Consider the following 17,756-nt stretch of genomic DNA (forward strand, 5'->3'; position numbering starts at 1 on the left):
GCAGAACGAGGTTAGAATGCGCGGCTGTCCGGCGAGCCAATCCTCATGCAAGCCGGCGCATTCGTGAGTACACCGCCGACGTGGTGAAATTGGTAGACACGCTATCTTGAGGGGGTAGTGGCGAAAGCTGTGCGAGTTCGAGTCTCGCCGTCGGCACCAGACACCTGCGCCCCATGAATCTGGAACCTTACCTCCCCGTCATCCTGTTCATCCTGGTCGGCGTGGCGGTCGGAGTGGCGCCCCAGGTGCTCGGCTATCTCCTCGGCCCGCACCGGCCCGACGCGGCGAAGAACTCCCCCTACGAATGCGGCTTCGAGGCCTTCGAAGACGCGCGCATGAAGTTCGACGTGCGCTACTACCTCGTCGCGATCCTGTTCATCCTGTTCGACCTCGAGATCGCGTTTCTCTTCCCGTGGGCCGTGTCGCTGAATGAAATCGGCGCGTCAGGGTTCTGGGCCATGATGATCTTCCTGGGCATCCTCGTCGTCGGCTTCGCCTACGAGTGGAAAAAGGGCGCCCTGGACTGGGAATAAGCGAGCAGCACGCACATGGGCATCGAAGGCGTTCTCAAGGAAGGTTTCGTCACGACGAGCCTCGACGCAGTCATCAACTGGTCGAAGACGGGTTCGCTGTGGCCGATGACCTTCGGTCTGGCCTGTTGCGCGATCGAGATGATGCACGCCGGCGCGGCGCGCTACGACATCGACCGCTTCGGCATGCTGTTCCGCCCCAGCCCGCGCCAGAGCGACCTGATGATCGTCGCCGGCACGCTGTGCAACAAGATGGCGCCGGCGCTGCGAAAGGTCTACGACCAGATGGCCGAGCCGCGCTGGGTGCTGAGCATGGGCTCGTGCGCCAACGGCGGCGGCTACTACCACTACAGCTACTCGGTGGTGCGCGGCTGCGACCGCATCGTGCCGGTCGACGTCTACGTGCCCGGCTGCCCGCCGACCGCCGAGGCTCTGCTCTACGGCGTGCTGCAGTTGCAGGCCAAGATCCGGCGCGAAAACACCATCGCGCGATAAGAACAACAGCATGAGCCAACTCGACACGCTCCAGGCGGCCCTGGAAACCGCGCTCGGTGCCCGGCTGAAGAAGCTGGTGCGAGACCGCGGCGAGATCACCGTCACCGTCGGCGCGGCCGACTACCTTGCCGCCGCCACGGTGCTGCGCGACCATGCGGAGCTGAAATTCGAGCAGCTGGTCGACCTGTGCGGTGTCGACTACTCCAGCTGGAAGGACCGTCCCTGGGAGGGCCCGCGCTTCTGCGTGGTGTCGCACCTGCTGTCGGTGAGCAAGAACTGGCGGGTTCGCCTGAAGGTGTTCGCCCCCGACGACGAGGTGCCCATGGTCGCCTCCCTCACCGAAATCTGGAGTTCGGCCAACTGGTTCGAGCGCGAGGCCTTCGACCTGTACGGCATCATCTTCGAGGGCCACCTCGACCTGCGGCGCATCCTCACCGACTACGGCTTCATCGGGCATCCGTTCCGCAAGGACTTCCCGACGCACGGGAACGTGGAAATGCGCTACGACCCCGAACAGAAGCGCGTGATCTACCAGCCGGTGTCGATCGAGCTGCGCGAGATCACACCGCGCATCATCCGCGAAGACAACTACGGCGGCTTGCACTGACATGGCCGAGATCAAGAACTACACGCTGAACTTCGGCCCGCAGCACCCGGCCGCGCACGGTGTGCTGCGCCTCGTGCTCGAGCTCGACGGCGAGGTCATCCAGCGCGCCGACCCGCACGTCGGCCTGCTGCACCGCGCCACCGAGAAGCTGGCCGAGAGCAAGACCTTCATCCAGTCGTTGCCCTACATGGACCGTCTCGACTACGTGTCGATGATGTGCAACGAGCACGCGTACTGCCTGGCGATCGAGAAGCTGATGGGCATCGAGGTGCCCGAGCGTGCGCAGTACATCCGCGTCATGTTCAGCGAGATCACCCGGCTGCTGAACCACCTGATGTGGCTGGGCGCGCACGGCCTCGACTGCGGTGCGATGAACATCTTCATCTACTGCTTCCGCGAGCGCGAAGACCTGTTCGACATGTACGAGGCCGCGTCCGGCGCGCGCATGCACGCGGCCTACTTCCGCCCGGGCGGCGTGTACCGCGACCTGCCCGACACGATGCCGCAGTACAAGTTTTCGAAGATCCGCAACGCCAAGGCGATCACGCGGCTCAACGACAACCGCCAGGGTTCGCTGCTCGACTTCATCGACGATTTCGTGCGCCGCTTCCCGACCTATGTCGACGAGTACGAGACGCTGCTCACCGACAACCGCATCTGGAAGCAGCGCACCGTGGGCATCGGCGTGGTCAGCCCCGAGCGCGCGCTGAACCTGGGATTCACCGGCCCGATGCTGCGCGGCTCCGGCGTCGAGTGGGACCTGCGCAAGAAGCAGCCCTACGACGTCTACGCGAATCTCGACTTCGACATCCCGGTGGGTGTCAACGGCGACACCTACGACCGCTACCTGGTGCGCGTCGAGGAGATGCGCCAGAGCAACCGCATCATCAAGCAGTGCGTCGACTGGCTGCGCGCCAACCCTGGCCCGGTGATCACCGACAACCACAAGGTGGCACCGCCTTCGCGCGTGGAGATGAAGTCGAGCATGGAAGAGCTGATCCATCACTTCAAGCTCTTCACCGAAGGCTTCCACGTGCCCGAGGGCGAGGCCTATGCCGCGGTGGAGCACCCGAAGGGCGAGTTCGGCATCTACCTCGTCAGCGACGGCGCCAACAAGCCGTACCGGCTGAAGATCCGCCCGCCCGGCTTCGTGCACCTGGCCGCGCTCGACGAGATGTCGCGCGGGCACATGATCGCCGACGCCGTCGCGATCATCGGCACCATGGACATCGTGTTTGGCGAGATCGATCGATGAGCTTCCCGGAAACCACGCTGGCGCGCTTCGCGAAGGAAGTGGCCAAGTACCCGGCAGACCAGAAGCAGTCTGCCGTGATGGCCTGCCTGGCCATCGTGCAGCAGGAGCTGGGCTTCGTGTCCGCCGAGAGCGAGAAGGCCGTCGCCGCCTACCTCGGCATGCCGCCGATCGCGGTGCACGAGGTCACGACCTTCTACAACATGTACAACCAGCAGCCGGTGGGCAAGTTCAAGTTGAACGTCTGCACCAACCTGCCGTGCCAGTTGCGCGATGGCCAGAAGGCCCTCGATCACGTCTGCGGCAAGCTCGGCGTGGAGAAGGGCGGCACCACGGCCGACGGCCTGTTCACCGTGCAGGAGAGCGAGTGCCTGGGCGCCTGCGCCGATGCGCCGGTGCTGCTGGTCAACGATCGCCAGATGTGCAGCTTCATGAGCACCGCCCGGCTCGATGAGCTGATCGACACGCTGAAGAAGGCCTGACGACCATGCTCGACCTGTCCAAGTTCCAAGCCGACGGCACCGAAACCTGCTTCCACGGGAGGCATCTCGGCGCGCAGATCTATGCCGACCTGAACGGCCGCAACTGGTCGCTCAAGGACTACGAGGCGCGCGGCGGCTACCAGGCGCTGCGCAAGATCCTCGGCAAGGACGGCGGCGCGGGCATGACGCCTGAGCAGGTGATCGCCGACGTCAAGCTCTCCGGCCTGCGCGGCCGCGGCGGTGCGGGTTTCCCGACCGGACTGAAGTGGAGCTTCATGCCGCGCGCGTTCCCGGGCGCCAAGTACCTCGTGTGCAATTCCGACGAGGGCGAGCCGGGCACCTGCAAGGACCGCGACATCCTGATGTTCAACCCGCACATCGTCATCGAAGGCATGGCGATCGCGGCGTACGCGATGGGCATCGCGACGGGCTACAACTACATCCACGGCGAGATCTTCGAGGTCTACGACCGCTTCGAGGCTGCGCTCGAGGAAGCGCGCGCCGCCGGCTACCTCGGCGACGCCATCATGGGCTCGGGCTTCAACTTCCAGCTGCATGCCTCGCACGGATTCGGCGCCTACATCTGCGGCGAAGAGACCGCGCTGCTCGAGTCGCTCGAAGGCAAGAAGGGCCAGCCGCGCTTCAAGCCGCCGTTCCCAGCCAGCTTCGGCCTGTACGGCAAGCCCACCACGATCAACAACACCGAGACCTTCGCGGCGGTGCCCTGGATCATCCGCAACGGCGGCCAGGCCTACCTCGAGGTCGGCAAGCCGAACAACGGCGGCACCAAGATCTACTCGGTGTCGGGCGACGTCGAGAAGCCCGGCAACTACGAGGTGCCGCTGGGCACGCCCTTCGCCAAGCTGCTCGAGCTCGCGGGCGGCGTGCGCGGCGCGTCGCAGGGCCGCACGCTGAAGGCGGTGATCCCCGGCGGTTCATCGGCGCCGGTGCTGCCGGCCTCCATCATGATGGAGTGCACGATGGACTACGACAGCATCGCCAAGGCCGGCTCGATGCTGGGCTCGGGCGCCGTCATCGTGATGGACGACACCCGCAGCATGGTCGATTCGCTGCTGCGCCTGTCGTACTTCTACATGCACGAGAGCTGCGGCCAGTGCACGCCGTGCCGAGAAGGCACCGGCTGGCTGTTCCGCCTCGTCGAGCGCATCGCGCACGGCAAGGGCCGGATCGAAGACATCGACCTGCTCAACTCGGTGGCCGACAACATCCAGGGCCGCACCATCTGCGCGCTGGGCGACGCCGCCGCGATGCCGGTGCGCGCCATGATCAAGCACTTCCGCGGTGAGTTCGTGGAGCTCATCCAGCACCAGACCGCCAAGGTCGCAGTCAGCGCCTGAACCCCATGATCGAAATCGAACTCGACGGCAAGAAGGTGGAGGTGCTGGAAGGCAGCGTGATCATGCACGCCGCCGAGAAGGCCGGTACTTACATCCCGCACTTCTGCTACCACAAGAAGCTCTCGATCGCGGCCAATTGCCGCATGTGCCTGGTCGACATCGAGAAGGCGCCCAAGCCCATGCCCGCCTGCGCCACGCCGGTGACGCAAGGCATGATCGTTCGCACCAAGAGCGACAAGGCGATCAAGGCCCAGCAATCGGTGATGGAGTTCCTTCTCATCAACCACCCGCTGGACTGCCCGATCTGCGACCAGGGCGGCGAGTGCCAGCTGCAGGATCTGGCCGTCGGCTACGGCGCCTCGTCGTCGCGCTACACCGAAGAGAAGCGAGTCGTCTTCCACAAGAACGTCGGCCCGCTGATCTCGATGGAAGAGATGAGCCGCTGCATCCACTGCACGCGCTGCGTGCGCTTCGGCCAGGAAGTGGCCGGGGTGATGGAGCTCGGCATGATCCACCGCGGCGAGCATTCGGAGATCACCACCATCGTCGGCGAGACGATCGACTCCGAGCTGTCGGGCAACATGATCGACATCTGCCCGGTCGGCGCGCTGACCAGCAAGCCGTTCCGCTACAGCGCCCGCACCTGGGAGCTGTCGCGCCGCAAGAGCGTCAGCCCGCACGACGGAACCGGCGCGAACCTGATCGTGCAGGTCAAGAACAACAAGGTGATGCGCGTCGTTCCGCTCGAGAACGAAGACGTCAACGAATGCTGGATCGCCGACCGCGACCGTTTCTCGTACGAAGCGCTCAACGGCGACGAGCGCCTGACCGCGCCCATGCTCAAGCAGGGCGGCCAGTGGAAGACGGTCGACTGGACCACCGCGCTGGAGTACGTGGCGCGCGGCCTCACGCAGATCAAGGTCGACCACGGCCCCGCCGCGATCGGCGCGCTGGGCTCTGCGCACGCCACCGTCGAAGAGTTGCACCTGCTGGCCAAGGTGGCGCGCGGCCTGGGCAGCGAGAACATCGATCACCGCACCCGCCACGCCGATTTCGCCAACACCGCGGCGCCGGGCAAGGCGCGCTGGCTCGGCCTCCCGGTGGCGGCACTGTCGGGCCTGCAGCGTGTGCTGGTGGTCGGAAGCTTCCTGCGCAAGGACCATCCCCTGTTCGCCCAGCGCATCCGCCAGGCGGCGCGCAAGGGTGCGCAGGTGCACAGCCTGCATGCGCTGCGCGACGACTGGCTGATGCCGATGGGCACGCAGCTCACCGCCGCACCCTCGGCCTGGTTGCAGTCGCTGGCCGACGTGGCCGCCGCCGTGGCCGCTGCCAAGGGCACGAACGCACCTCTGGCTGGCAACGCCAATGCCGCGGCGAAGGCCATCGCCGACTCGCTGCTCAGCGGCGAGCGCAAGGCCGTGCTGCTGGGCAATGCCGCCGCGCAGCACCCGCAGGCCGGCGCGCTGCTCGCCCTGGCGCAATGGATCGGCGCACAGACCGGCGCGTCGGTGGGCTACCTGGGCGAAGCGGCCAACACGGTGGGCGCCCAACTCGTCAACGCCCTGCCGGGCAGTGGCGGGCTGAACGCCGGCCAGATGCTCGCCACGGCGCAGCTGAAGGCCGTGCTGCTGCTCGATGTCGAGCCGCGCTTCGACGCCGCCGATCCGAGCGCTGCCTTCGCCGCACTGCAGGGTGCGGAGATGGTGGTGGCGCTCAGCGCCTTCAAGAACGCCTCGCTCGACCTGGCCGACGTGCTGCTGCCGATCGCGCCCTTCACCGAGACCTCCGGCACCTTCGTCAATGCCGAAGGCCGCGCACAAAGCTTCCATGGCGTCGTCAAGCCGCTGGGCGAGGCGCGCCCGGCCTGGAAGGTGTTGCGCGTGCTGGGCAACATGCTCGGCCTCGCGGGTTTCGATTTCGAGACTTCCGAAGACGTCCGCGCGCAAGCGCTGGGCGACGTCGCCACGATCGCCGCGCGCCTGGACAACGGCGGCTCGGTCGCCGTGTCGGCACCTGCCGCCGCCTCCGGCCTGCAGCGCATTGCCGACGTACCGATCTACAGCGCCGATCCGCTGGTGCGCCGAGCGCCATCGCTGCAGCAGACCGCCGACGCCCGTGCGCCGCAGGCCAGCCTGCCGCAGGCGCTGTGGTCGCGCCTGGGCCTGGCCACCGGTGACCGTGTGCGCGTGGCGCAGGGCGCGCAGCAGGCCGTGTTGCCGGCGCGCCTGGACGAATCGCTGGCTGCCGACACCGTGCGCGTTCCGGCCGGCCATGCCGATACCGCGACCCTCGGCGCCATGTTCGGCGCTGTCACGGTCGAGAAAGCCTGAGTCGCACGATGCTCGATACCGTCACCACCTACGGCTCCTCGCTGCTCGGCCCGTTCTGGCCGGTCGTCTGGACGCTCGTGAAGATCGTCGTGCTGGTCCTGCCGCTGATGGGCTGCGTCGCCTACCTCACGCTGTGGGAGCGCAAGGCCATCGGCTGGAGCCAGGTCCGCCCCGGCCCCAACCGCGTGGGCCCCCTGGGGCTGCTGCAGCCGATCGCCGATGCGGTGAAGTTGATCTTCAAGGAAGTCATCCTGCCGACGGCGGCGAACAGAGGCCTGTTCTTCCTCGGCCCGGTGATGACCATCATGCCGGCGCTCGCCGCGTGGGCGGTCGTGCCCTTCGGCCCTGAGGTTGCGCTGGCCAACGTGAACGCCGGCTTGCTGCTCCTGATCGCCATCACCTCGATGGAGGTCTACGGCGTGATCATCGCCGGCTGGGCATCGAACTCGAAGTACGCTTTCCTCGGCGCGCTGCGCGCGTCGGCGCAGATGGTCTCGTACGAGATCGCGATGGGCTTCGCGCTCGTCGTCGTGCTGATGGTCTCGGCCTCGCTGAACCTGAGCGACATCGTCATGGGCCAGAGCCGCGGCCGCTTCGCCGACATCGGCCTGACCTTCCTGTCCTGGAACTGGCTGCCGCTGCTGCCGATCTTCGTGGTCTACGTGATCTCCGGCATCGCCGAGACCAACCGCCACCCGTTCGACGTGGTCGAAGGCGAATCGGAGATCGTCGCCGGCCACATGGTCGAGTACTCGGGCATGTCCTTCGCGATGTTCTTCCTCGCCGAGTACGCGAACATCATCCTCGTCTCGATGCTGGCCTCGCTGCTGTTCCTCGGCGGCTGGCTGTCGCCGATCGACAGCGCGCTGTTCACCTGGATCCCGGGCTGGATCTGGCTTGGCCTGAAGGTCTTCGTGATGTGCACGCTGTTCCTGTGGGTGCGGGCGAGCTTCCCGCGCTACCGCTACGACCAGATCATGCGCCTGGGCTGGAAGATCTTCATCCCGGTGACGCTGGTGTGGCTGGTGGTGGTGGGGCTGTGGATCCAGTCCCCCTGGAACATCTGGAAATAACGGGAAGCAGGCAGGCACCATGGCATCCGCTTCGACCCTCAAGGACTTCGTCTCCAGCTTCTTCCTGCTGGAACTGCTCAAGGGCTTCAAGCTCACGGGGCGGCATTTCTTCCAGCGCAAGATCACCGTGCAGTTTCCGGAAGAGAAGACGCCGCTGTCGCCGCGCTTCCGCGGCCTGCACGCGCTGCGCCGCTACGAGAACGGCGAAGAGCGCTGCATCGCCTGCAAGCTGTGCGAGGCGGTGTGCCCGGCGATGGCGATCACCATCGAGTCCGACGTGCGCGACGACGGCTCGCGCCGCACCACGCGCTACGACATCGACCTGACCAAGTGCATCTTCTGCGGCTTCTGCGAAGAGAGCTGCCCGGTCGATTCGATCGTCGAGACGCACATCTTCGAGTACCACGGCGAGAAGCGCGGCGACCTGTATTTCACCAAGGACATGCTGCTCGCGGTGGGCGACCGCTACGAGCGCGAGATCGCGGCCACCAAGGAGGCGGACGCCAAGTACCGCTGACCGCTCCGGCGGTCGGCCTTCGCGGGCTGCAAGAAAAACATGGATACCACCACCGCGCTCTTCTACGTCTTCTCGGCCGTGCTGCTGTTTGCCGCGTTCCGCGTCATCACCGCACGCACGCCGGTGTACGCCGTGCTCTACCTCGTGCTGGCCTTCTTCAATGCGGCCTGCGTGTGGATGCTGCTGCGTGCCGAGTTCCTCGCCATCGCGCTCGTGCTCGTCTACGTGGGGGCGGTGATGGTGCTGTTCCTGTTCGTCGTGATGATGCTCGACATGAACACCGACTCGCTGCGCGAGGGCTTCTGGAAGCACTTCCCGCTGGCCGGGCTGATCGGCGTGGTCATCGCGCTGGAGATGGCGCTGGTGCTGATCCCCGGTTTCGACGTGCGCAGCGCGCCGGTGGCCGACGCCGTTGCGCTCAAGATGGGCAACACCAAGCTGCTGGGCATCGAGATCTACACGAAGTACCTGTACCCGCTGCAGATCGCCGCGGTGGTGCTGCTGGTGGCGATCGTGGCCGCGATCGCGCTGACGCTGCGCCGCCGCAAGGACTCGAAATACCAGGATCCGGCCGAGCAGGTGCGGGCCAAGAAGGCGGACCGCGTCCGCATCGTGCAGATGAAGGCGACGGTGGAAGTTCCCGCACCGGCCGCTCCCGCGGGAGAGCAGAAATGATCCTCGGCCCGGTGACGCTCGGCCACTACCTGTCGCTCGGCGCGATCCTGTTCGCACTGTCGGTGATCGGCATCTTCCTGAACCGCAAGAACCTGATCGTGCTGCTGATGGCCATCGAGCTGATGCTGCTGGCGGTCAACCTGAACTTCGTGGCCTTCTCGCATTATCTGGGCGACATGGCGGGCCAGGTGTTCGTGTTCTTCATCCTCACCGTGGCGGCGGCCGAGTCGGCCATCGGCCTGGCGATCCTGGTGGTGCTGTTCCGCAACCGCTCCACGATCAACGTCGACGAGCTCGACTCGCTCAAGGGTTGAGGCCTCCATGTCCGCAGCATTGAACCCCAACCTCCTGCTGGCGATTCCGCTGGCGCCGCTGGTCGGCGCCGTCGTCGCCGGACTGTTCGGCAAGACCGTCGGCCGGCGCGGCGCGCACAGCATCACCATCCTGGGCGTGCTGATCGCCTTCATCCTCTCGGCGATGGTGCTCAAGTCGGTCGCTGTCGACAGCGCGCGCTTCAATTCCACCGTGTACGAGTGGATGGTGCTCGGTGGCCTGAAGATGGAGATCGGCTTCCTGATCGACGGCCTGTCCGCGATGATGATGTGCGTGGTGACCTTCGTGTCGCTGATGGTGCACATCTACACCATCGGCTACATGGAAGAAGACCCCGGCTACCAGCGCTTCTTCAGCTACATCTCGCTGTTCACCTTCTCGATGCTGATGCTCGTGATGAGCAACAACTTCCTGCAGCTGTTCTTCGGCTGGGAGGCGGTGGGCCTGGTGAGCTACCTGCTGATCGGCTTCTGGTACACCAAGCCGACGGCGATCTTCGCGAACATGAAGGCCTTCCTCGTCAACCGGGTCGGCGACTTCGGCTTCATCCTGGGCATCGGCCTGATCGTCACCTACGCCGGTACGCTGAACTACGGCGAAGCCTTCGCTCGCGGCCCCGAGATGGCCAAGCTGATGCTGCCCGGCACTGGCTGGATGCTGATCACGGTGACCTGCATCTGCCTGTTCATCGGCGCCATGGGCAAGAGCGCGCAGTTCCCGCTGCACGTGTGGCTGCCCGACTCGATGGAGGGCCCGACGCCGATCTCCGCGCTGATCCACGCGGCGACCATGGTGACGGCCGGCATCTTCATGGTGGCGCGCATGTCGCCGCTGTTCGAGCTGTCGGATACCGCGCTGAGCTTCATCCTGGTGATCGGCGCGATCACGGCGCTGTTCATGGGGTTCCTGGGCATCATCCAGAACGACATCAAGCGTGTCGTCGCGTACTCCACGCTGTCGCAGCTGGGCTACATGACGGTGGCGCTGGGCGCCTCGGCCTACTCGGTGGCGGTGTTCCACCTGATGACGCATGCCTTCTTCAAGGCGCTGCTGTTCCTGGCCGCCGGCTCGGTGATCATCGGCATGCACCACGACCAGGACATCCGCAACATGGGCGGCCTGCGCAAGTACATGCCCATCACCTGGATCACCTCGCTGCTGGGTTCGCTGGCGCTGATCGGCACGCCGCTGTTCGCCGGCTTCTACAGCAAGGACAGCATCATCGAGGCGGTGCACGCCTCGCACCTGCCGGGCGCGGGCTTCGCCTACTTCGCGGTGATCGTCGGCGTGTTCGTCACGGCCTTCTATTCGTTCCGGATGTACTTCCTCGTCTTCCACGGCAAGGAGCGCTTCCACCACAAGCCCTTCCCGGGCGAGCACGACCACCATGACGACCATGGCGAGCATCACGATCCGCATGAGTCACCCTGGGTGGTGACGGCGCCGCTGATCCTGCTGGCAGTTCCCTCGGTGGTGATCGGTTACCTGACGATCCAGCCGATGCTGTTCGGCGAGCTGTTCTCCGACTCGATCTTCGTCAACATCGAGCGCCACGGGGCGATGGCCGAGCTGGCCAAGGGCTTCCACGGTGCGCTGGCCATGGCGATGCACGGCCTGAGCACGCTGCCTTTCTGGCTGGCGCTGGGCGGCGTGGTCACGGCCTATGTGTTCTACATGGTCAAGCCGGAGATCCCGGCGGCCTTCGCGCGCATCTTCAGCCCGGTGGTGCGCGTGCTCGAGAACAAGTACTACATGGACTGGATCAACGAGACGCTGCTGGCACCGGCGGCGCGCGGCCTGGGCCGCGGCCTGTGGAAGGGCGGCGATGTCGGCTTCATCGATGGCATCGTGATCAATGGCTCGGCCCGTGCGGTGGGCAGCCTGGCGGCCGTCACGCGCTACTTCCAGACCGGCTACCTCTACTGGTATGCGCTGGTCATGATCGTGGGTGTCATCGGCCTGATGACCTGGCAGTTGTGGCCCTACCTGGGCACCCTGATCGCCAAGTAGCGATCAGGCACGGAGAACAAGAACATGGGTTTGCTGAGCCTTGCCATCTGGCTGCCGATCGCCTGCGGCGTCCTGCTGCTGGCCATCGGGCGCGACGACAAAGCCGACGCGGTGCGCTGGGTGGCGCTGATCGGTTCGCTGATCAGCTTCCTCGTCACGCTGCCGCTGATCACCGGTTTCGACACGGGCACGGCGGCGATGCAGTTCACCGAGACGCTGCCCTGGATCGAGCGCTTCAACGTGAAGTACGCGCTCGGCGTCGACGGCCTGTCGGTGTGGTTCGTGCCGCTGACGGCCTTCATCACCGTGATCGTGGTGATCTCGGCCTGGGAGGTCATCACCGACCGCGTCAACCAGTACATGGGCGCGTTCATGATCCTCTCCGGCATCATGGTCGGCGTGTTCAGCGCGCTCGACGGACTGCTGTTCTACGTGTTCTTCGAAGCCACGCTGATCCCGATGTACATCATCATCGGCATCTGGGGTGGTCCGCGGCGTGTCTACGCGGCCTTCAAGTTCTTCCTGTACACGCTGGCCGGCTCGCTGCTGATGCTGGTGGCGCTGGTCTACCTCTACTACAAGTCGGGCGGCAGCTTCGACATCCTGGCCTGGCACAAGCTGCCGTTGCCGGCGAGCGCGCAGACCCTGCTCTTCTTCGCCTTCTTCCTCGCCTTCGCGGTGAAGGTGCCGATGTGGCCGGTGCACACCTGGCTGCCGGACGCCCACGTCGAGGCGCCCACCGGCGGTTCGGTGGTGCTGGCGGCGATCATGCTCAAGCTCGGCGCCTACGGCTTCCTGCGCTTCTCGCTGCCGATCGCGCCGGACGCGAGCCGCCAGTGGGACTGGTTCATCATCGCCCTGAGCCTGATCGCGGTGATCTACATCGGCCTGGTGGCGCTGGTGCAGCAGGACATGAAGAAGTTGGTGGCGTACTCGTCCATCGCCCACATGGGCTTCTGCACGCTGGGCTTCTTCATCTTCAGCGAGCTGGGCATGTCCGGCGGCATCGTGCAGATGGTCTCGCACGGCTTCATCTCGGGCGCCATGTTCCTGTGCATCGGCGTGCTCTACGACAGGGTGCATTCGCGCGAGATCGCGGCTTACGGCGGCGTGGTCAACACCATGCCCAAGTTCGCTGCCTTCGCGGTGTTCTTCGCGATGGCCAACAGCGGCCTGCCCGGCACCAGCGGCTTCATCGGCGAATGGATGGTCATTCTCGGCACGGTGAAGGCCGGCTTCTGGCTGGCCATGCTCGCGGCCACGGCGCTGATCTTCGGCGCGGCCTACAACCTGTGGATGGTCAAGCGCGTCTACTTCGGCCCGGTGGCCAACGACCACGTCAAGGCGCTCACCGACCTGAACGGCCGAGAGTTCCTGATGATGGCCGTGCTCGCCGTCGCGGTGCTCTGGATGGGCGTGTATCCGAAGCCCTTCACCGACGTGATGCACGTCTCGGTGACCGAACTGCTCAAGCACGTGGCGCAATCCAAGCTGGTCCCCTGACATGAACGAGATGAACTGGCTCGCCATCGCCCCCGAGATCGTCCTGCTGGTCATGGCCTGCGTGGTCGCCCTGGTCGACCTGTGGGTCACGCACCCGCGGCGCACGCCCACCTACCTGCTGGCGCAAGCCTCGCTCGCTGCGGTCGCGCTGATGCACCTCTCGCTCTTCGACGCCGGCCAGACCTTCTACGCCGTGCAGCGCATGGTGGTCGCCGATCCGATGGGCCACCTGCTCGGCTTCTTCGCCACGATCGCGGTGATGGTGTCGCTCGCCTATGCGCGGCCCTATGCCGCCGAGCGCGAGATGCTCAAGGGCGAGCTCATCTCGCTGTCGATGTTCTCGCTGCTGGGCATCTGCGTGATGCTGTCGGCGAACAACTTCCTGGTCGTCTACCTCGGCCTGGAACTGATGTCGCTGAGCCTGTACGCGCTCGTGGCGCTGCGCCGCGACCACGCGCCGGCCACCGAGGCGGCGATGAAGTACTTCGTGCTCGGTGCCCTGGCCAGCGGCTTCCTGCTCTACGGCCTGTCGATGATGTACGGAGCCACGCGCTCGCTCGACATCCCCACCGTCTTCAACGCCATCGCCACCGGTCAGATCGACAAGGCGGTGATGGTGCTGGGACTGGTGTTCGTGGTGTCGGGCCTGGCCTTCAAGCTCGGCGCCGTGCCCTTCCACATGTGGATCCCTGACGTCTACCAGGGCGCGCCCACGGCCGTCACCGTGCTGGTGGCCGGCGCACCGAAGCTGGCGGCGTTCGCGATCACCATCCGGCTGCTCGTCGAAGGCATGTCGGGCCTGGCCGTCGATTGGCAGCAGATGCTGATCGTGCTGGCGGTCGCGTCGATGACGCTGGGCAACCTGGCCGCCATCGCGCAGAGCAACCTCAAGCGCATGCTGGCCTATTCGACGATCAGCCAGATGGGCTTCATGCTGCTGGGCCTGACGCCCACGGTGGTGTCAGGCAACACGCTGTCGGCGGCCAACGGCTACAGCTCGTCGATGTTCTACGTGCTCACCTACGTGTTCACCACGCTGGGCACCTTCGGCATCGTGATGCTGCTCTCGCGCCACGGGCACGAGGCCGAGCAGATCGACGACCTCAAGGGCCTGGCCCGGCGCAGCCCGTGGTACGCCGCGGTGATGGCGATCTTCATGTTCTCGCTGGCGGGTATCCCGCCGACGGTGGGCTTCTATGCCAAGCTGGCCGTGCTGCAGGCGCTGGTGTCGACCAACCTGGCGCTGTACATCTGGCTCGCAGTGATCGCGGTGCTGCTGTCGCTGGTGGCGGCGTTCTACTACCTGCGCATGGTCAAGGTGATGTACTTCGAAGAGCCGACGGACACGCGGCCCATCGTCAGCACCGGCGAAGTCCGCACGCTGCTGTCGCTCAACGGCGCCGCCGTGCTGGTGTTCGGCATCCTGCCCGGCGGGCTGATGGCGATGTGCGCTCAGGCGATCGTCAAGGCGCTGGGCACTTGAGCGTGCGGGCGTGAGTCAGCCGCCCGCCAACCCCGACGACGCGCACCTGCGCGAGGAGACGGTCTCCTCGCAGACCGTCTTCCAGGGCAAGCTGCTGCACGTTCGCAGCGACCGCATCCGCCTGCCCGACGGTGCGCAGGCCACACGCGAGTTCATCGTGCACCCCGGTGCCGTGATGGTGGTGCCCATCCTCGACGACGGCCGGCTCGTGATGGAGCGGCAATGGCGCTACCCGCTCGCGCAGGTCATGCTCGAGTTTCCCGCCGGCAAGCTCGAGCCCGGCGAGCCGACGCTGCAGTGCGCGCAGCGCGAACTGTTCGAGGAGACCGGCTACCGCGCGCGCGAATGGGCACTGGCCGGTGCCCTGCACAACGCGATTGCCTACTCGAACGAACGCATCGAGATCTGGTTCGCCCGCGGCCTGACAGCCGGCGAGCGCCGACTCGACGAGGGCGAGTTCCTCGACCTGCAGCTGTGCAGCATGGACGAGCTCGACCGCCGTTGCGCCGCTGGTGAAGTCACCGACGCCAAGACGCTGGTCGGCCTGCAGTGGCTGCAGAATTGGCGCGCCGGGCGCTGGGTCATTCAGGGGCTGACGCCGGCTTAAGCACGGCACCCCATAATCCGGCGCATGAAGGTCCTGAACCTGCGCTGTGCTCACGACCATCGTTTCGAAGGCTGGTTCGCATCCGCCGATGACTTCGAGTCGCAGACGTCGCGCGCCATGGTGTCATGCCCGGTGTGCGCGGACACCGCCGTGACCCGGCTGCCGACAGCCCCACGGATCAAGTCGTCCGCGCCGCGGCGCGACGAAGACGCTGCGGCCCCCAGCGCCGGCAACGAACTGCAGAACGCCTGGATGCAGGCCGTGCGCCACATGATGGCCAGCACCGAGGACGTCGGTACGCGCTTCCCTGAAGAGGCGCGGCGCATGCATTACGGCGAGACGGCCACCCGCGGCATCCGCGGCCAAGCCTCACGCGAGGATGCCGACGCATTGCGCGACGAGGGCATCGAGGTGGTGGCGCTCCCGGTGCCTGCCGCGCTCAAAGGGCCGGTGCAGTAGCACCGCCGCGTCGGATCAGACGCATTTGCCTTCTGGGATCTGCGAACGGGGTTGTCTGCACTGTCCGTTGTCGGCCCCTTGCAGACATTCACGAAGGTCCGCAGCTATTGGCGCGCGAGCGTGGGCCGGAGAACGCGGGTACCGCCGTCGCCCTGCGACCATGACCGTCGCACGCAAAGCAGCCCCCCGAAGATCGCAAAGGACCGCAAGCTGCCGGTCGCTCTTGTGCAGCGCACTTCAGTGCAGGAGTGCGAACCGCATTCAGACCACCCGACCCGGGTTCATTCGGCCGTGCGGGTCCAGCGCCTGCTTGATCGCGCGCATCAGCTTCAGCGCCACCGGCGACTTGCGCCGGGCGAGCTCGTCTCGCTTGAGTGCGCCAATGCCGTGTTCGGCCGAGATCGAGCCGCCATGGGCCATCACCGCGTCGTAGACGATGTCGTTCACCCGCTCCTCGTGCTCGGCGAGGAAACGCTGTGCATCCATGCCGGCCGGCGCCTGCACGTTGTAGTGCAGGTTGCCGTCTCCCAGGTGGCCGAAGTCGACCAGCCGAACGCCGGGCACGGCGCGCTCGAGCGCCTCGTCGGTGGCGCGCACGAAGGCCGGGATGCGCGAGATCGGCACCGAGATGTCGTGCTTGATGTTCAGGCCCTCCAGGCTCTGTGCCAGCGGGATGGCCTCGCGCAGGTGCCACAGGGTCTTGGCCTGCTCGAGACTGGAGGCCACGGCCGCATCGGTGATCAGCCCTCTCTCCATCGCCGCCTCGAGCAGCGACTCGAAGCGCTGCGTGGCCTGCGCCTCGCTTTCGTTGCCGGACTGCTCCAGCAGCACCGTCCAGCCGGCGCCGGGCAACGGCTGTGCGAGCTGCGGGAAGTGCCGTCGCACCAGGTCCAGCGAGAAGCGGTTCATGACCTCGAAGCCGGTCAGCGAAGCTCCCAGCCGCGCCTGCGCGAGGCCGAGAAACGCGACCGCGGAGTCGAGCCAGTCGAGCGAGGCGAGGGCGGTGGTGACCACCGTGGGAAGCGGGTAGAGCTTCAGCGTGGCGGCGGTGATCAGGCCCAGCGTGCCTTCGCTGCCAATGAACAGGTCGCGCAGGTCGTAGCCGGTGTTGTCCTTGCGCAGGCCCGACAGGCCATCCCACACCTCGCCCTCGGCCGTCACCACCTCGAGGCCGAGGCACAGCTCGCGTGCGTTGCCGTAGCGCACGACCTGCGTGCCGCCGGCGTTGGTGGCCAGGTTGCCACCGATGGTGCAGCTGCCCTCGGCGGCCAGGCTCAGCGGAAACAGCCAGCCCTGCGCGGCGGCCGCCTCCTGCACGGCCTGCAGCAGGCAGCCGGCTTCCACCGTCATCGTCAGGTTGGCGCCGTCGATCGCGCGGATGCGGTTCAGGCGGCCCATGTGCATCAGCACCTGCGTGCCGCTGCCGTCAGGTACCGAAGCGCCCACCAGGCCGGTGTTGCCGCCCTGCGGCACGATCGCGGCGCCCGCGGCGGCACAGGCTTGCACGACCGCGGCCACTTCCGCCGTGGTGGCGGGGCGCACGACCAGCCGGGCGCGGCCGTGATAGCGCTTGCGCCAGTCGATCTCGTAGGCGGCGAGGTCGCCACCCTGCAGCACGTGGGCCGAGCCGACGATGCCGCGCAGCGAGGCCTCCAGGGTCATGCGGCGCCCTCGGGCGAACGGCGTAAGCGCACGTGCACGTGCGCCGCACAGGCCGCGAAGAGGCTCAGGCACAGCAGGATTTCGATCATGGCCAGTTGCGCCGACAGGCCCCGGTCGCCGATCGCCCGCACCACGCCCTCGATGAAGTACAGCCACACCACCAGGCTGACCCAGCGGTAGGTGTAGAGCCGGCGCTTGAGCAGCCCGGCCAGCGGAAGCGTCAGCGGCAGCACCTTCAGCACCAGCGTGCGGTTGCCGGTGGGGGCCAGCCACAGCTCCCAGGCCAGGCCGAGCAGGATCAGGCCGAGCAGGCTGGCCACGGCGACGCGCTGCGTCCAGGCGACGGTGGGTGAAGGTTCGTGATGCATCGCTGGCTATGA

At 66.4% G+C, this 17,756-nt stretch carries 18 protein-coding genes and 1 tRNA gene; 17 read left to right on the forward strand and 2 right to left on the reverse strand.

Features of this window, described 5'->3' with window-relative positions; genetic code table 11:
* The first annotated feature begins 74 nt into the window (after nucleotides 1-74).
* The 17 genes from HZ992_RS08210 to HZ992_RS08290 all read left to right on the forward strand — a co-directional run bounded on the left by HZ992_RS08210 (nucleotide 75) and on the right by HZ992_RS08290 (nucleotide 15,714).
* A tRNA-Leu gene (locus HZ992_RS08210) sits at nucleotides 75-159 on the forward strand.
* Between the two features lie 14 nt (nucleotides 160-173).
* On the forward strand, nucleotides 174-533 hold the full coding sequence (locus HZ992_RS08215; protein WP_209386177.1) for an NADH-quinone oxidoreductase subunit A: 360 nt from the start codon (nucleotides 174-176) through the stop codon (nucleotides 531-533).
* Between the two features lie 15 nt (nucleotides 534-548).
* Entirely contained in the window at nucleotides 549-1,025 is a 477-nt protein-coding gene (locus HZ992_RS08220) for a NuoB/complex I 20 kDa subunit family protein (protein WP_209386178.1), read from the forward strand.
* 10 nt (nucleotides 1,026-1,035) lie between these two features.
* Nucleotides 1,036-1,632, forward strand: a complete 597-nt coding sequence (locus tag HZ992_RS08225) for an NADH-quinone oxidoreductase subunit C (protein ID WP_209386179.1) — start codon at nucleotides 1,036-1,038, stop codon at nucleotides 1,630-1,632.
* Nucleotide 1,633: 1 nt separating this feature from the next.
* Nucleotides 1,634-2,887 carry an NADH-quinone oxidoreductase subunit D gene (locus HZ992_RS08230; RefSeq protein ID WP_209386180.1) on the forward strand — a complete coding sequence of 418 codons (1,254 nt, stop codon included), beginning with the start codon at nucleotides 1,634-1,636 and terminating at the stop codon, nucleotides 2,885-2,887.
* On the forward strand, nucleotides 2,884-3,366 hold the full coding sequence (nuoE, locus tag HZ992_RS08235; RefSeq protein ID WP_209386181.1) for an NADH-quinone oxidoreductase subunit NuoE: 483 nt from the start codon (nucleotides 2,884-2,886) through the stop codon (nucleotides 3,364-3,366). The genes HZ992_RS08230 and nuoE overlap by 4 nt, the downstream gene beginning before the upstream one ends.
* A 5-nt stretch (nucleotides 3,367-3,371) precedes the next feature.
* Complete coding sequence (gene nuoF / locus HZ992_RS08240) at nucleotides 3,372-4,724, forward strand: NADH-quinone oxidoreductase subunit NuoF (protein ID WP_209386182.1); 1,353 nt, start codon at nucleotides 3,372-3,374, stop codon at nucleotides 4,722-4,724.
* A gap of 5 nt (nucleotides 4,725-4,729) precedes the next feature.
* The gene (gene nuoG / locus HZ992_RS08245; RefSeq protein WP_209386183.1) at nucleotides 4,730-7,054 is read left to right on the forward strand and encodes an NADH-quinone oxidoreductase subunit NuoG; all 2,325 of its coding nucleotides are present in this window, start codon (nucleotides 4,730-4,732) and stop codon (nucleotides 7,052-7,054) included.
* An 8-nt stretch (nucleotides 7,055-7,062) separates the two neighbouring features.
* Nucleotides 7,063-8,127: an NADH-quinone oxidoreductase subunit NuoH gene (nuoH, locus tag HZ992_RS08250; protein WP_209386184.1), complete on the forward strand. Its 1,065-nt coding sequence runs from the start codon at nucleotides 7,063-7,065 to the stop codon at nucleotides 8,125-8,127.
* 19 nt (nucleotides 8,128-8,146) lie between these two features.
* Complete coding sequence (nuoI, locus tag HZ992_RS08255; protein WP_209386185.1) at nucleotides 8,147-8,644, forward strand: NADH-quinone oxidoreductase subunit NuoI; 498 nt, start codon at nucleotides 8,147-8,149, stop codon at nucleotides 8,642-8,644.
* Between the two features lie 39 nt (nucleotides 8,645-8,683).
* Nucleotides 8,684-9,319, forward strand: coding sequence for an NADH-quinone oxidoreductase subunit J (locus HZ992_RS08260; protein ID WP_209386186.1), 636 nt, complete (start codon nucleotides 8,684-8,686; stop codon nucleotides 9,317-9,319).
* Nucleotides 9,316-9,633, forward strand: coding sequence for an NADH-quinone oxidoreductase subunit NuoK (gene nuoK / locus HZ992_RS08265; protein ID WP_209386187.1), 318 nt, complete (start codon nucleotides 9,316-9,318; stop codon nucleotides 9,631-9,633). Before HZ992_RS08260 ends, nuoK begins: the two co-directional genes overlap by 4 nt.
* A 7-nt stretch (nucleotides 9,634-9,640) precedes the next feature.
* Nucleotides 9,641-11,662: an NADH-quinone oxidoreductase subunit L gene (gene nuoL, locus HZ992_RS08270; RefSeq protein WP_209386188.1), complete on the forward strand. Its 2,022-nt coding sequence runs from the start codon at nucleotides 9,641-9,643 to the stop codon at nucleotides 11,660-11,662.
* Nucleotides 11,663-11,686: 24 nt separating this feature from the next.
* Nucleotides 11,687-13,165 carry an NADH-quinone oxidoreductase subunit M gene (locus HZ992_RS08275; protein ID WP_209386189.1) on the forward strand — a complete coding sequence of 493 codons (1,479 nt, stop codon included), beginning with the start codon at nucleotides 11,687-11,689 and terminating at the stop codon, nucleotides 13,163-13,165.
* Between the two features lies 1 nt (nucleotide 13,166).
* A complete protein-coding gene (gene nuoN, locus HZ992_RS08280; RefSeq protein ID WP_209386190.1) occupies nucleotides 13,167-14,648 on the forward strand; it encodes an NADH-quinone oxidoreductase subunit NuoN in 1,482 nt (493 codons plus the stop codon).
* 10 nt (nucleotides 14,649-14,658) lie between these two features.
* Nucleotides 14,659-15,255: an NUDIX domain-containing protein gene (locus HZ992_RS08285; protein ID WP_209386191.1), complete on the forward strand. Its 597-nt coding sequence runs from the start codon at nucleotides 14,659-14,661 to the stop codon at nucleotides 15,253-15,255.
* Between the two features lie 24 nt (nucleotides 15,256-15,279).
* Nucleotides 15,280-15,714: a DUF1178 family protein gene (locus HZ992_RS08290; protein WP_209386192.1), complete on the forward strand. Its 435-nt coding sequence runs from the start codon at nucleotides 15,280-15,282 to the stop codon at nucleotides 15,712-15,714.
* A gap of 261 nt (nucleotides 15,715-15,975) precedes the next feature.
* On the opposite strand, the gene HZ992_RS08295 is transcribed toward HZ992_RS08290, so the two are convergent.
* Together HZ992_RS08295 and HZ992_RS08300 are read right to left on the reverse strand one after the other, a co-directional pair.
* Nucleotides 15,976-17,376: an FAD-binding oxidoreductase gene (locus HZ992_RS08295; RefSeq protein WP_209386193.1), complete on the reverse strand. Its 1,401-nt coding sequence runs from the start codon at nucleotides 17,374-17,376 to the stop codon at nucleotides 15,976-15,978.
* Nucleotides 17,373-17,744, reverse strand: a complete 372-nt coding sequence (locus HZ992_RS08300) for a DUF2069 domain-containing protein (RefSeq protein ID WP_209386194.1) — start codon at nucleotides 17,742-17,744, stop codon at nucleotides 17,373-17,375. The genes HZ992_RS08295 and HZ992_RS08300 overlap by 4 nt, the downstream gene beginning before the upstream one ends.
* Nucleotides 17,745-17,756: the final 12 nt, after the last annotated feature.

This window comes from Rhizobacter sp. AJA081-3, assembly GCF_017795745.1.
In the GTDB taxonomy this organism is placed as follows: domain Bacteria; phylum Pseudomonadota; class Gammaproteobacteria; order Burkholderiales; family Burkholderiaceae_C; genus Piscinibacter.

What these genes read in the sequence shown, in the direction of transcription:
- nuoF (WP_209386182.1), top strand. Translation starts at nt 3,372, where the DNA reads ATGCTCGACCTGTCCAAGTTCCAAGCCGACGGCACCGAAACCTGCTTC.
- nuoH (WP_209386184.1), top strand. Translation starts at nt 7,063, where the DNA reads ATGCTCGATACCGTCACCACCTACGGCTCCTCGCTGCTCGGCCCGTTC.
- nuoK (WP_209386187.1), top strand. Translation starts at nt 9,316, where the DNA reads ATGATCCTCGGCCCGGTGACGCTCGGCCACTACCTGTCGCTCGGCGCG.
- HZ992_RS08300 (WP_209386194.1), bottom strand. Translation starts at nt 17,744, where the DNA reads ATGCATCACGAACCTTCACCCACCGTCGCCTGGACGCAGCGCGTCGCC.
- HZ992_RS08275 (WP_209386189.1), top strand. Translation starts at nt 11,687, where the DNA reads ATGGGTTTGCTGAGCCTTGCCATCTGGCTGCCGATCGCCTGCGGCGTC.
- HZ992_RS08215 (WP_209386177.1), top strand. Translation starts at nt 174, where the DNA reads ATGAATCTGGAACCTTACCTCCCCGTCATCCTGTTCATCCTGGTCGGC.
- HZ992_RS08225 (WP_209386179.1), top strand. Translation starts at nt 1,036, where the DNA reads ATGAGCCAACTCGACACGCTCCAGGCGGCCCTGGAAACCGCGCTCGGT.
- HZ992_RS08290 (WP_209386192.1), top strand. Translation starts at nt 15,280, where the DNA reads ATGAAGGTCCTGAACCTGCGCTGTGCTCACGACCATCGTTTCGAAGGC.
- HZ992_RS08230 (WP_209386180.1), top strand. Translation starts at nt 1,634, where the DNA reads ATGGCCGAGATCAAGAACTACACGCTGAACTTCGGCCCGCAGCACCCG.
- HZ992_RS08260 (WP_209386186.1), top strand. Translation starts at nt 8,684, where the DNA reads ATGGATACCACCACCGCGCTCTTCTACGTCTTCTCGGCCGTGCTGCTG.
- HZ992_RS08295 (WP_209386193.1), bottom strand. Translation starts at nt 17,376, where the DNA reads ATGACCCTGGAGGCCTCGCTGCGCGGCATCGTCGGCTCGGCCCACGTG.
- nuoI (WP_209386185.1), top strand. Translation starts at nt 8,147, where the DNA reads ATGGCATCCGCTTCGACCCTCAAGGACTTCGTCTCCAGCTTCTTCCTG.
- nuoL (WP_209386188.1), top strand. Translation starts at nt 9,641, where the DNA reads ATGTCCGCAGCATTGAACCCCAACCTCCTGCTGGCGATTCCGCTGGCG.
- nuoN (WP_209386190.1), top strand. Translation starts at nt 13,167, where the DNA reads ATGAACGAGATGAACTGGCTCGCCATCGCCCCCGAGATCGTCCTGCTG.
- nuoG (WP_209386183.1), top strand. Translation starts at nt 4,730, where the DNA reads ATGATCGAAATCGAACTCGACGGCAAGAAGGTGGAGGTGCTGGAAGGC.
- HZ992_RS08220 (WP_209386178.1), top strand. Translation starts at nt 549, where the DNA reads ATGGGCATCGAAGGCGTTCTCAAGGAAGGTTTCGTCACGACGAGCCTC.
- nuoE (WP_209386181.1), top strand. Translation starts at nt 2,884, where the DNA reads ATGAGCTTCCCGGAAACCACGCTGGCGCGCTTCGCGAAGGAAGTGGCC.